Below are 13,156 nucleotides of genomic sequence, written 5' to 3' on the forward strand. Positions count from 1 at the left end.
CCCGATCTGGAGACCCTCGTGTCCGCAACCACCACCGCGCCGGCCCGCCACAGCCAGCTGTCGACCGCCCTGGCCCGCGACCGCCTCGGCGTCGCGGCCGTCGTCTTCTTTGTCATGTCGGCTGCCGCGCCCCTCACTGTGGTCGCCGGAGTCGTACCCACCGGGCTGTCGGTCACCGGACTCACCGCGATCTCCATCGCGTTCCTGGCCTGCGGTGTCGTGCTGGCCGTCTTCGCCGTCGGCTACGTCGCCATGGCCCGGCACATCGCCAACGCGGGTGCGTTCTACGCGTACATCGCGCAGGGGCTCGGCCGGCCGGTCGGGGTCGGCGCCGCGTGGGTCGCGCTGCTGGCCTACAACAGCTTCCAGATCGCCGCGTACGGCGGATTCGGTGCGATCGCCGCCCCGCTGTTCGCCGAATGGTTCGGCACCGACGTGCAGTGGTGGGTCATCGCATTGGCTGCCTGGGCGCTGGTCGCCGTGCTGGGCGTCCGCGACGTCGCCGTCAACGGCAAGGTGCTCGCGACGCTGCTGGTCGCCGAAATCGTCCTCGTCGCGGTGTTCAGCCTCGCCGACCTGTTCGCGCCCACCTTCGAGGCGTCGGCTGCCCCGCTCGACCCCACCGGGCTGACCGGTGCCGGCGCGGGCGCACTGCTGGTCATGGCGGTCACCGGCTTCGTCGGCTTCGAACAGTCGGTGGTGTTCAGCGAGGAATCGCGCGACCCGCGGCGCACCGTACCGCGCGCCACCTACATCGCCGTCGCGCTCATCGCCGGGCTGTATGCCTTCTCGGCCTGGGCCATGATCTCGGCGGCGGGCGGGCAGGCCGTTGCCCGGGCCGGCACCGAGGGTCCCGAGATGTTCTTCCTGCTCGCGTCGGATCAGCTCGGGAGCACCGCCATCCATCTCGGCCACGCGCTGTTCCTGACCTCGCTGATCGCGGCGATGATCTCGTTCCACAACATCATCGCCCGCTACACCTTCTCGCTGGGCCGCGAGGGCGTGCTGCCGCGGGCCTTCGGGCGTACGGTCCCCGGCACCGGCGCACCGAAGAACGGCTCGCTCGCCCAGTCAGCGCTCGGCCTGGTCGTGATCCTCGGGTACGCGATCATGGGCTGGGACCCCCTCGTCCAGCTCTTCTTCTGGGGTGGCAGCACCGGCGGCATCGGCGTCCTGCTCCTCATCACGGTCACCTCGGTCGCGGTGATCGGCTACTTCCTGCGGCACCCGTCCGGGGAGACCGTCTGGACTCGCGTCGGTGCCCCCGCTCTCGGCACGGTGCTGCTGCTGGCCATGTCCTATCTGGCGCTCACGAACATCGCGACGCTTTTCGGCATCGCGCCCGGGTCCACCCTGACCTGGGCGGTGCCGCTTGCCTACACCGGTCTGGTGGCCGCGGGCGCGCTCTGGGCGTTGGTTTTGCGCCGTACCCGGCCGCGGGTCTACGACGGCATCGGCCTCGGCGCGCGCAGCGCCACCACCAGCTCGTTCTCGTTCCGGGACGCCGTCAAGTGAGGTCAAACCCGTTCGCCGTCGCCGCCACATCGCCGCTCTGGGAGGCCGTCGCATGACGCCGATCCGCCCCGCCACCGCCGCCGAGATTCCGGCCGCGGGCCGCCTTATCGCCCGCTCGTTCGACCACTTGCCGCAGAACCACTCGCTGGTGCCGGACGACGACGCTCGCCTGGCGGTCATGACCGCCTTCTTCACCCTGCTGACCGAGTCGGCCGCCGAGGGCGGCAAGGTCGACGTCGTCTCGGACGCGTCAGGCCGGCCGGCGGCCGTCGCGGTGTGGTTCGACCGTACGCGCGAACTGCCCGAGATTCCCGGCTACGAGGACCGGCTGACCGCGATCACCGGCCGCTGGCTACCGCACTTCGAGGCACTGGACGAACTGTTCGAGAAGCACCATCCGCAGGAGCCGCACTGGCATCTGGCGTTCCTGGCGGTCGACCCGGTGCATCAGGGCGCGGGGCTGGGCAGCGCGCTGATGCAGCACACCCATGACCAGCTGGCGGTGCCGGTCTATCTCGAGGCGACAAACGACGACAATGTGCGGCTGTACCGCCGGCACGGCTTTGTCGAGCTCGACCCGTTCGACATCCGCCTGCCGGACGGCACCCCGTTCTTCCGCATGTGGCGGCCCTGATGCGTTGACCGGCGACCCTGATGCGTCGACCAGGGTGCGACTCTGTCGTGCCCTGGTCAGCCCGCGGAAAGATGGAGCTCGAAGCTGTAGCGGCTGGCCCGGTAGACGTGGGAGCCGTACTCGAGTGCCTGGCCGCCCGCGTCCCAGGCGGTCCGGGTCATGGTCAGCAGGGAGGCGCCGCGCTTCTCGGTGAGGATGCGGGCCTCGGTGGTTCCCGCGGTGCGGGCGCCGATGATCTGGGTGGCGATGCGCGGCTGGTAGCCCGCGCGGCGGAGCAGCTCGTACAGGCCGTGGGTGGCCAGGTCTGCCGCCTCGACGTCGAGCAGGCCGAGCGGGATCGCGTTGTGCATGAGGGCGAGCGGCTCGCCGCCGGCGTAGCGCAGCCGCTCGATCCAGGTGACCTCGGTGCCGGGAGCCAGCTCGAGGGCGGCCGCGACCTCGGCCGGAGCCCGAACTGTTTCCAACCGCAGCACCTCGGTGCGGGGTTTGCGGTCGGTGCTGACCAGGTCGTCGTAGAGGCTGGACAGCTCGACCGGGCGCCGGACTTTGGGGTGGACCACCTGGGTGCCGACACCCCGCTTGCGGACGAGCATGCCGCGCTCCACCAGGTATTGGATGGCGCGGCGGGTGGTCGGGCGGGAGACGCCGAGTCGGTCAGCGAGGTCGACCTCGTTTTCGATGCGGTCGCCGACGCCAATCTCGCCCGCCTCGATGAGCTCCTGCAGCCGGCTGGCGACCTGGAAGTACAACGGCACGGGGCTGCTCCGGTCCACCTCGACCGGGCGGATCGGGCCATGCGCTGCCCGACGGTCGCGTGCCATCGGCGTCCTCCTCACTATGTGAGTTTGTCAGAACAAAGTATTGACGGGGAAGCCCTCACGTTATTACATCGAAGCGAGTCGAGACACCCATCCGAGGCTTCGGCCCCGGCCCCATTCCTTCTCCTCGCGCCGGATTTCGCACGGCACTACGGGCATCGCTGGGCGCCCAGGTCACCGCTATCGCCGGCTTCCGATCGCTTCCGCAAGGGGGACGCATGCCCGCATGTGAGGTACTGACGATGGGACGTTGCGGCGTCGACCTGTATCCACAGCAGGTCGGCGTATCGTTGCGCGAGGTTCGGACCTTCGAGAAGTTTCTCGGCGGCAGCCCCACCAACGTCGCGGTCGCTGCGGCCCGCTACGGCCGGCGCAGCGCGGTCATCACGCGGACCGGCGACGACCCGTTCGGTGCGTACGTCCACGATGCCCTGCGGGCGTTCGGCGTCGACGACAGCTTCGTCGCTGCGGTGCCGGGACTGCCGACCCCGATCACCTTCTGCGAGATCTTCCCGCCGGATGACTTCCCGCTCTACTTCTACCGCTATCCCAAGGCGCCGGACCTCGAGATCGACGAGTCCGACGTGGATCTCGACGCGGTGCGCGCCGCTGAGGTCTTCTGGGTGACCGGCACCGGACTGTGTCAGGAGCCGTCGCGGACCGCGACACTCACCGCGCTGCATGCCCGAGATCGCGCCGGGATCACCGTGCTCGACCTGGACTACCGGCCCATGTTCTGGGAGTCACGCGATCAGGCACGACGGTGGATCCAGGAAGCCCTTCCGTACGCGAGTGTCGCCGTGGGCAACCTCGACGAGTGCCACACCGCTGTCGGCACGCGTGAGCCCCGCAAGGCCGCCGCCGCTCTGCACGACGCCGGCGTGGAGCTGGCCGTCGTCAAACAAGGCCCGGACGGCGTCCTCGCCTCCCGGGCCGGCCGGGAAGTGCAGGCGGCGCCGATACCCGTCGACGTGGTCAACGGGTTGGGCGCTGGGGACGCCTTCGGTGGGGCGCTCTGTCACGGCATGCTGTCCGGCTGGGACCTCGCCGAGGTCATGCGCTTCTGCAACGCGGCGGGCGCGGTAGTCGCCACCCGGCTGGCCTGCGCCGATGCCATGCCCACCGAGTTCGAGGTGCGCGAGCTGCTGAACGTCGGGGGCGGCCGTGACTGACCTGCACGAGCTCGTCGCCGCCCGCGTCGACCGGCCGTACGCGATCGCCTCAGCCGCGAAACGGCGCCGACGGCCGCCGTCCTGGCGCGGGGAGCACGGCCGGCTGATGATCATCGCCGCTGACCACCCCGCCCGCGGTGCGTTGCGGGCCGGCGCCGACGCAATGGCTATGGCGAACCGGGCCGATCTGTTGCGCCGGCTGTGCGCCGCGCTGGAACGACCCGGTGTCAACGGCGTGCTCGGCACCCCGGACATTCTCGAAGACCTGTTGCTGTTGGGCGCATTGGACGACAAGGTCGTGATCGGCTCGATGAACCGCGGCGGCCTGGCCGGCACCACCTTCGAGATCGACGACCGGTTCACCGCGTACGACGCGGGCAGCATCGCGGGCTGCGGGTTCGACGGCGGCAAGATGCTGCTGCGCATCGACCCGGCCGATGCCGGCACCGTGTCGACATTGGAGGGCTGTGCGCGGGCGGTGGGCGAGCTGGCCGGGCGCAAGCTGATGGCCATGGTCGAGCCGTTCATCTCCCACCGGGTGGACGGGCGGATCCGCAACGATCTCAGCCCCGAGGCGATGATCCGGGCGATGACCGTCGCCGCAGGGCTCGGCACCACCTCGGCGTACACCTGGTTGAAGGTGCCGGTCGTCGACGACATGGAGCGGGTGATGGCGGCGACCACCCTGCCCGCGCTGATCCTGGGCGGCGAGGTCACGACCGACACCAGCGCGGCGTACGCCCGCTGGGCCAAGGCACTGGCCCTCCCCACCGTGCAGGGCCTGGTCATCGGGCGCAGCCTGCTCTACCCGCCCGGCGATGATGTGGCCGCCGCAGTGGACCGGGCGGTGAGTCTGCTGTGAGCCGGCTGCTGCGCCGCGGCGAAACCGGAGCCGCCCCCTTCGAACTGGTCGTCACGCCGGAGAGCGCGGGCTGGGGCTTCAGCGGCCTGCGCGTGCTGGACCTGACCATTGGGCAGCGGGTCAGCTTCACCACCGGCGACCACGAAACCCTGGTGCTGCCACTCGCGGGTGGCTGCGACGTCACCTGCGACGACGAGCGGATCACCCTGACCGGGCGGCGCTCCGTCTTCTCCCGGGTCACCGATTTCGCCTACCTGCCGGTCGGTTCCGCGGTGACGATCCGGGCAGGCAACGGTGGCCGGTTCGCCCTGCCCGCCGCGCACACCACCCGGCGGTTGCCGTTCCGCTATGCCGCGGCTGAGGACGTGCCGGTCGAGCTACGCGGGTCCGGTCAGGCCAGCCGCCAGGTCAACAACTTCTGCACACCCGAGTCGTTCGAGGCGGACAAGCTCATCGCCGTCGAGGTGCTGACGCCGGGTGGTAACTGGTCGTCGTACCCGCCGCACAAGCACGACGATCCGGCCGCCGGCGAGACCGCCCTGGAGGAGATCTACTACTACGAGGTCGCCGGGTCACCGTCGGGTACGCCCGGTGCGGCCTACCAGCGGGTGTACGGCAGCCCGGGCCACGACATCGACGTGTGCGCCGAGGTGCGCAGCGGCGACGCGGTGCTGATCCCGTACGGCTGGCACGGCCCCTCGATGGCCGCACCCGGCTACGACCTCTACTACCTCAACGTCATGGCCGGGCCGGGGGAGCGGCGCTGGCTGTTCTCCGACGATCCGGCGCACGCCTGGATTCGGGGCACCTGGGGTCACGAGGTCATGGACGCCCGGCTGCCGATGACCTCCACACTGGAGAGGAGACGATCGTGAGGCTCACCGTCGCCCAGGCCGTCGTACGCTTCCTGGCGAATCAGTGGACCGAGCGGGACGGTGTCGAGCGGCGCGCGATCGCGGGCATGTTCGGCATCTTCGGGCACGGCAACGTCGCCGGCATCGGGCAGGCGCTGCTGCAGGCCCAGCGCACCGGCGACGCGGACCTGCCCTACCACCTGGCCCGCAACGAACAGGCCATGGTGCACACCGCCGCCGGATACGCGAAGATGTCGAACCGGTTGTCCGCGCTGGCCTGCACCGCCTCGATCGGTCCGGGTTCGACGAACATGCTCACCAGTGCCGCACTGGCTACGGCGAACCGCCTCCCGGTCCTGCTCCTGCCCAGCGACGTGTTCGCCACCCGTGCCACGGCGCCGGTGCTGCAGGAGCTGGAAGATCCGCGAACCTACGACGTGTCGGTCAACGATGCCTTCCGCCCGCTCTCGCGCTTCTTCGACCGGGTGTGGCGGCCCGAGCAACTGCCGTCCGCGCTGCTGGCCGCGATGCGGGTGCTGTTCGACCCCGCCGAGACCGGCGCGGTCACCCTCTGCCTGCCCCAGGACGTGCAAGCCGAGGCGTACGACTTCCCGGATGCGCTGTTCGCGAAGCGCGTGTGGCACGTGGCCCGGCCGGTGCCGGAACCCGCCGCGGTGGCCCGGGCCGCCGAGGTGATTCGCCGCGCCGAACGTCCGCTGCTGATCGCCGGCGGGGGAGCGGTCTACGCCGAGGCTTCCGCCGAACTGGACGCGTTCGCCCGGGCCACCGGCATTCCGGTCGCCGACACCCACGCGGGCAAGGGCGCGGTGAGCTGGGATCATCCGAACTCGGTCGGCGGTGTGGGGTCGACCGGCACACCGGTCGCCAACCGGCTCGCCCGCGAAGCCGACGTGATCATCGGCGTCGGCACCCGCTACAGCGACTTCACCACGGCTTCGCGGACCGCGTTCGCCAACCCGGACGTCCGGTTCGTCAACCTCAACGTCGCGGCCTTCGACGCCCACAAGCAGTCCGCCGTCGCGCTGGTGGCGGACGCCCAAGCGGGGTTGGCCGCACTGACCGCGGCGCTGGACGGCACGAGTTTCGCGCTGGATTTTGCCGGGGACGTGGCCGCATGGCAGGCACGGGTCGACCGGGCGTACCACCTCGGACATGGGCCGCGACCCGCGCAGAGTGAAGTGATCGGCGCGGTCAACGACATCTGCGGCGAGCGCGACGTGGTGGTGCAGGCGGCCGGCAGCATGCCCGGCGACCTGCAGCTGCTGTGGCGCGCCCGCGACCCGAAGCAATATCAGGTCGAGTACGGCTACTCCTGCATGGGCTTCGAGATCGCCGGGGCGCTCGGGATCAAGCTGGCCGACCCGTCGCGCGAGGTGTACGCCTTGGTCGGCGACGGCTCGTACCTGATGATGGCGCAGGAGATCGTCACCGCCGTGGCCGAGGGCATCAAGCTCGTCGTGGTGCTGGTGCAGAACCACGGCTTCGCGTCCATCGGTGCGCTGTCGGAGTCGCTCGGCTCGCAGCGCTTCGGGACCAGCTACCGCTATCGGGGCGCCGACAACGACTACGACGGCGGGCACCTGCCCGTCGACCTGGCGGCCAACGCGGAAAGCCTCGGGGCCGCGGTGATTCGGTGCCGCACGATCGCCGACGTCACCGAGGGGCTGAAACGGGCGCGCGAGGCGGACCGGCTCACCGTCGTGCACATCGAAACTGACCCGCTGTCTCCGGTGCCGTCCTCGGAGTCCTGGTGGGACGTCCCCGTCGCCAAGGTGTCCACCCTGGACAGTACGCGCGCCGCCCGCGACACCTACGAGGCTGCCCGGCGCGGCCAGCGGCCGTACCTTTAGAAGGGACCTGCGAAGTGGCAACCATCGAGCACTGGATCGGCGGCCGTCGCCACCCCGGCGCCGCCGTCCGGACCAGCGCGGTGTTCAATCCCGCGACCGGACAGCGGCAGCACGAGGTGGTGCTGGCCGAGCGGGCCGACGTCGATGACGCGGTCGCTGCGGCGCGCGCGGCGTTCGGGCCGTGGAGCCAGGCGTCGCTCAGCGCCCGTACGAAGATCATGTTCAATTTCCGCGAGCTGGTGAACGCGCACGTCGGCCGGCTGGCCGAGCTCGTCTCCGACGAGCACGGCAAGGTCCTCAGCGACGCCGCCGGGGAGGTGCAGCGCGGCCTGGAAGTGGTCGAGTTCGCCTGCGGCATCCCCCAGCTGCTCAAAGGCGAGTACTCCGATCAGGCCTCCACCGGCGTCGACGTGTTCAGCTTCCGTGAGCCGCTCGGCGTGTGCGCCGGAATCACCCCGTTCAACTTCCCGGTCATGGTGCCGATGTGGATGTACCCGGTCGCCATCGCCTGCGGCAACACCTTCGTGCTCAAGCCCAGCGAGCGTGACCCCTCCGCGGCGAACTTCGTCGCCGAGCTGTGGCGCCAAGCCGGGCTGCCCGACGGCGTCTTCAACGTCGTGCACGGCGACAAGGTGGCGGTCGACGCGCTGCTCGACCATCCCGACGTCGCCGCCATCTCGTTCGTCGGCTCGACGCCGATCGCCCGCTACATCCACCAACGCGCCACGGTCACCGGCAAGCGGGTCCAGGCGCTCGGCGGCGCCAAGAACCACGCGGTGATCCTGCCCGACGCCGACCTGGAATACGCCGCCAACCATCTGACCGCCGCCGCGTTCGGCTCGGCCGGAGAACGCTGCATGGCCATCTCCGCGGCGGTCGCCGTCGGCGGTGCGGGCGACCCCCTGCTCGACCTCATCACCCGAAAGGCCACCGAGGTGGTCGTCGGTCCCGGCCGAGACCCGAAGAGCGACATGGGACCGGTCGTCACGCACGCGGCCAAGGACCGCATCGAGGACCTCATCGACACGGGCGAACAGCAAGGCGCGAAGATCCTCGTCGACGGCCGGGGCCATTCCGTACCCGGCAACGAGCGCGGCTTCTTCGTCGGCCCCACCGTCATCGACCAGGTCGGCACCGGCATGGACGTCTACACCGAGGAGATCTTCGGTCCGGTGCTGTCCGTGGTCCGCACCGACACCGTGGCGGCCGCGATCGCGCTGATCAACGCCAACCCGTACGGCAACGGCACGGCCATCTTCACCTCCAGCGGCGAGGCCGCGCGGCGCTTCCAGCGCGAGGTGCAGGTCGGGATGATCGGCGTCAACGTGCCGATCCCGGTGCCAATGGCCTACTACTCCTTCGGCGGGTGGAAGGACTCGCTCTTCGGCGACAAGCACGTGCACGGCCCCGAAGGCGTCTCCTTCTACACCCGCGGCAAGGTCGTCACCTCCCGCTGGCCCCACGTCGAGGCCGCACACGGTGCCTCCCTGCACTTCCCCACTTCCAGTTAGGACTGTTGCGATGACCACCTCGATCCGCCGACTGAAACTGGGCAGCTGCCCCGACTCGTGGGGCGTCTGGTACGCCGACGATCCCCGGCAGACGCCCTGGGCGCGGTTCCTCGACGAGCTGTCCGGTGCCGGCTACCGCTGGCTGGAGCTGGGCCCGTACGGATATCTGCCGACCGACCCGGGCCAGCTGCGCGACGAGCTCGCCAAGCGTGACCTCGTCTGTGCCGGCGGCACTGTCGCCGGCGCCGGCGGCCCCCACAAGGACTTCGCGGCAGTGGTCGCCGAGACCCGCCGGGTCGCGGCCTTGACCCAGGCGCTCGGCGCCGAGAATTTGATCTTCGTGCCGGTGCCCGGCTACCGCGACGACGTCACCGGCGCCTACCACGAGCCCGCCGAACTGAGCCCCGAACGCTGGCGAGCCCTGGTGGAAAACAGCAACACCCTCGGCCGGATGCTCGCCGAGGAGTACGGCCTCAAGCTGCGTTTCCACCCGCACGCCGACTACCACGTGGAAACCCAGGAGCAGACCGAGCGCTTCCTCGCCGACACCGACCCGCGCTTCGTGTCGCTGTGCCTCGACACCGGGCATCTCGCCTACCGGGGCGCCGACGTCCCGGCGGTCATCCGCAAGTACCCGGACCGGATCGGCTACGTCCACATCAAGCAGATGGATCCGGCGATCGCCGCCCGCGCCGTTAAGGAGGATCTGGCATTCGGCCAGGCCGTGGCACAGGGCGCGAGCGTCGAGCCGCCCGCCGGAGCACCGGATGTGCCTTCAGTGCTCGAAGCCCTCGGTGAGCTGCAGGCGGACCTGTTCGTGGTCGTCGAGCAGGACATGTACCCGGTCGACTTCGACGTGCCACTGCCGGTCGCCACCCGGACCCGCGCCTACCTGAACTCCGTCTCCACCTTCGAGGAAAGGTCGAACAGATGACCCCGCGCAGATCCTTGCTCGCGCTCACTGCGGTGGTGGCCCTCGGGCTGACCGCTTGCAGCGGCGGCGGCCGGGAGCAGACCGACAGCACCACGGGCGGCGGCGCCAACGCGCCGGGCAGCTCCGGTTACACCATCGCGTTCGTCACCCACGAGACACCCGGTGACACCTTCTGGGACAAGATCAAGGCGGGGGCCGAGCAGGCGGCCAAGGACCAGGGCGTCACCCTGAAGTACTCCAACGATCCGGCCGCCGACAAGCAGGCCGTGCTGATCCAGAACGCCGTCGACTCCAAGGTCAGCGGCATAGCGACCACGCTGGTCACCCCGAACGCTCTTGCCGGCGCGGTGAAGGCGGCCACCGACGCGAAGATCCCGGTGGTCGGCCTCAACTCCGGCATCGACCAGTACCAGCAGCTCGGCGCGCTGATGTACTTCGGCTCCGACGAGAACCTGGCCGGACAGTCGGCCGGACAGCGGATCGGTCAGGCCGGCGCCAAGCACCCGCTCTGCGTGATCCAGGCGGCCGGATCGGTCGCCCTGGAAGCCCGCTGCGCTGGTGTGAAGAGTGCCGTCCCGGGCACCGAGAACATCCAGGTCAACGGCGCCGACGACGCGTCCGTGGTGTCGACCCTGCAGGCCAAGCTGTCCCAGGACAAGTCGATCGACTACATCATCACGCTCGGTGCGCCGATCGCCCAGGACGCCCTCAAAGCGAAGGACGCCTCCGGCAGCGCGGCGAAGCTGGTCACCTTCGACCTCAACGCCGAGACCGCGCAGAACATCCAGGACGGCAAGATCGAGTTCTCCATCGACCAGCAGCCGTACGTGCAGGGCTACCTGGCCGTGACCTCGCTCTACCTCTACCTGAAGAACGGCAACGACATCGGCGGCGGCAAGGCTGTGCTCACGGGCCCGTCCTTCGTCGACAAGAACAACATCGCCACCATCCTGCCCTTCACCAAGAACAACACGCGCTGACCGGTCCGCGGGGCCGCCGCCACGGCCCCCGCGGAAGATTCGAACGGAGTCCCTGCCATGAGCCACAGCGTGCAGGCGGCGCCACCCGTGGAGGTGCCGTCGCGAATAACCCGCAGCCTGTCCCAACGACTGCTCGCCCGCCCCGAGGTGGGTGCGCTGGTTGCCGCCGTACTCATCTTCGTCTTCTTCCTCTCCGCCGCCCCGGCCTTCCGGTCCGCCGAATCGTTCTTCACCGTCCTCTACCAGTCGTCCACCATCGGCATCGTCGCCGTCGCGGTGGGCCTGCTCATGATCGGCGGCGAGTTCGACCTCTCCGCGGGCGTCATCACCACCTCGGCCGGCCTGGTCAACTCGATGTTCTGCTGGTATTTCGGCGTCAACCTGTGGATCGGCGCGCTGCTCTCGCTGGCGTTCTGCCTGCTCGTCGGCTTCCTCAACGGCTACCTGGTGATGAAGACCGGCATCCCCAGCTTCCTCATCACGCTGGGCACGTTCTTCATCCTGCAAGGCGCCAACCTGGGCCTCACCAAGCTCGTCACCGGCTCGGTGTCCAGCGCCGACATCAGCCAGATCGACGGATTCGGGTCGCTGAACAAGATCTTCGCGTCCAGCTTCAAGATCGGCCCGGTCACCGTGTGGATCACGGTCATCTGGTGGGCCTTCTTCGTCGCGCTCGCCGCCTGGATCCTGCAGCGGACCCGCATCGGCAACTGGACCTTCGCCGTCGGCGGCGCCCCGGACAGCGCCCGCGCGGTCGGCGTCCCCGTCGTCAAGACCAAGATCGGCCTGTTCATGGCCGTCTCGTTCCTCGGCTGGTTCATCGGCATGCACACGCTCTACCGCTTCAACACCCTGCAAGCCGGCAACGGCGTCGGCAACGAGTTCCTCTACATCATCGCCGCGGTCGTCGGCGGCACACTGCTCACCGGCGGCTTCGGCAACGCGATCGGCGTCGCCATCGGCGCCTTCATCTTCGGCATGACCAGCCTCGGCATCGTCTACGCAGGGTGGGACCCCAACTGGTTCCGCGCCTTCCTCGGCATCATGCTGCTGCTTGCCGTCCTGGTGAACCTCTACATCAAACGCATGTCGATGATCAAGGTGGGCTGAGCCATGACCGACACCCTCGCACACCACGCCGACAGCGGACTGGAAAAGGGCGAGCCGCTGATCGAGATGGCCGACGTCGGCAAGTCGTACGGCGCCATCCGCGCCCTGCGCGGCATCAGCCTGCGGGTCAACGCCGGCGAGGTCACCTGCGTCCTCGGCGACAACGGCGCCGGCAAATCCACCCTGATCAAAATCATGTCCGGCCTGCACCCGCACAACGAAGGCACCCTGCGCGTCAACGGCCAAGAACTGACCTCCGCCTCCCCGCGCGAAGCCCTCGACCACGGCATCGCCACCGTCTACCAGGACCTCGCCGTCGTGCCCCTCATGGAGGTGTGGCGCAACTTCTTCCTCGGCTCCGAACTCACCGCGGCCCGCATCCCGCTCGCCGGCCTCAAAATCCGCGACATGAAACGGATCGCCGACGAGGAACTCCGCAAAATGGGCATCATCGTCAAAGACATCGACCAGCCCATCGGCACCCTCTCCGGCGGCCAACGCCAATGCGTCGCCATCGCCCGCGCCGTCTACTTCGGCGCCCGCGTCCTCATCCTCGACGAACCGACCGCCGCCCTCGGCGTCAAACAATCCGGCGTGGTCCTCAAATACGTCGCCGCGGCCCGCGACGCCGGCCTCGGCGTCGTCTTCATCACCCACAACCCGCACCACGCCTACCTGGTCGGCGACCACTTCATCATCCTCAAGCTCGGCGGCACCGTCCTCGACAAAACCCGCAAACAGGTGAGCCTCGACGAACTCACCGCACAGATGGCCGGCGGCGACGAACTGGCCGAGCTCTCCCACGAACTCGGCCGCTGAGCCATCCCTGCAGCACGGCCCACCCGCTGCGCACCCGGCCCATTCGCATGCTCTGTCCTGCTGTGCGCCGTGCTCT

General features: G+C 69.5%; 12 protein-coding genes. 11 read left to right on the plus strand and 1 reads right to left on the minus strand.

Annotated elements, in window-relative coordinates:
• Nucleotides 1–114: 114 nt before the first annotated feature.
• Nucleotides 115–1,515, plus strand: a complete 1,401-nt coding sequence (locus tag ACIA1L_RS14930; RefSeq protein WP_396073618.1) for an APC family permease — start codon at nt 115–117, stop codon at nt 1,513–1,515.
• A gap of 52 nt (nt 1,516–1,567) precedes the next feature.
• Nucleotides 1,568–2,149: a GNAT family N-acetyltransferase gene (locus ACIA1L_RS14935; RefSeq protein ID WP_396073242.1), complete on the plus strand. Its 582-nt coding sequence runs from the start codon at nt 1,568–1,570 to the stop codon at nt 2,147–2,149.
• Between the two features lie 56 nt (nt 2,150–2,205).
• Here ACIA1L_RS14935 and ACIA1L_RS14940 read toward each other — a convergent pair whose 3' ends face one another.
• Nucleotides 2,206–2,970, minus strand: a complete 765-nt coding sequence (locus tag ACIA1L_RS14940; RefSeq protein WP_396073243.1) for a GntR family transcriptional regulator — start codon at nt 2,968–2,970, stop codon at nt 2,206–2,208.
• A gap of 215 nt (nt 2,971–3,185) precedes the next feature.
• On the opposite strand from ACIA1L_RS14940, the gene iolC reads away from it, so the two are divergent.
• The 9 genes from iolC to ACIA1L_RS14985 are packed head-to-tail and all read left to right on the plus strand — an operon-like array spanning nt 3,186 to nt 13,080.
• Entirely contained in the window at nt 3,186–4,139 is a 954-nt protein-coding gene (gene iolC / locus ACIA1L_RS14945; RefSeq protein ID WP_396073244.1) for a 5-dehydro-2-deoxygluconokinase, read from the plus strand.
• A complete protein-coding gene (locus ACIA1L_RS14950) occupies nt 4,132–5,001 on the plus strand; it encodes an aldolase (RefSeq protein WP_396073245.1) in 870 nt (289 codons plus the stop codon). Before iolC ends, ACIA1L_RS14950 begins: the two co-directional genes overlap by 8 nt.
• A complete protein-coding gene (iolB, locus tag ACIA1L_RS14955; protein ID WP_396073246.1) occupies nt 4,998–5,876 on the plus strand; it encodes a 5-deoxy-glucuronate isomerase in 879 nt (292 codons plus the stop codon). Before ACIA1L_RS14950 ends, iolB begins: the two co-directional genes overlap by 4 nt.
• Nucleotides 5,873–7,726, plus strand: coding sequence for a 3D-(3,5/4)-trihydroxycyclohexane-1,2-dione acylhydrolase (decyclizing) (gene iolD, locus ACIA1L_RS14960; protein ID WP_396073247.1), 1,854 nt, complete (start codon nt 5,873–5,875; stop codon nt 7,724–7,726). The genes iolB and iolD overlap by 4 nt, the downstream gene beginning before the upstream one ends.
• A 14-nt stretch (nt 7,727–7,740) precedes the next feature.
• Nucleotides 7,741–9,237: a CoA-acylating methylmalonate-semialdehyde dehydrogenase gene (locus ACIA1L_RS14965; RefSeq protein ID WP_396073248.1), complete on the plus strand. Its 1,497-nt coding sequence runs from the start codon at nt 7,741–7,743 to the stop codon at nt 9,235–9,237.
• A 10-nt stretch (nt 9,238–9,247) separates the two neighbouring features.
• On the plus strand, nt 9,248–10,171 hold the full coding sequence (locus tag ACIA1L_RS14970) for a TIM barrel protein (RefSeq protein ID WP_396073249.1): 924 nt from the start codon (nt 9,248–9,250) through the stop codon (nt 10,169–10,171).
• Nucleotides 10,168–11,151: a substrate-binding domain-containing protein gene (locus ACIA1L_RS14975; RefSeq protein ID WP_396073250.1), complete on the plus strand. Its 984-nt coding sequence runs from the start codon at nt 10,168–10,170 to the stop codon at nt 11,149–11,151. Before ACIA1L_RS14970 ends, ACIA1L_RS14975 begins: the two co-directional genes overlap by 4 nt.
• Before the next feature lie 57 nt (nt 11,152–11,208).
• Nucleotides 11,209–12,261 (plus strand): ABC transporter permease, encoded by a 1,053-nt coding sequence (locus ACIA1L_RS14980; RefSeq protein WP_396073251.1) that lies wholly within the window; start codon nt 11,209–11,211, stop codon nt 12,259–12,261.
• A gap of 3 nt (nt 12,262–12,264) precedes the next feature.
• A complete protein-coding gene (locus ACIA1L_RS14985) occupies nt 12,265–13,080 on the plus strand; it encodes an ATP-binding cassette domain-containing protein (RefSeq protein ID WP_396073252.1) in 816 nt (271 codons plus the stop codon).
• The last annotated feature ends 76 nt before the right edge of the window (nt 13,081–13,156 follow it).

This window comes from Actinoplanes sp. NPDC051859 (assembly GCF_044452725.1).
Taxonomy (GTDB): Bacteria; Actinomycetota; Actinomycetes; order Mycobacteriales; family Micromonosporaceae; genus Actinoplanes.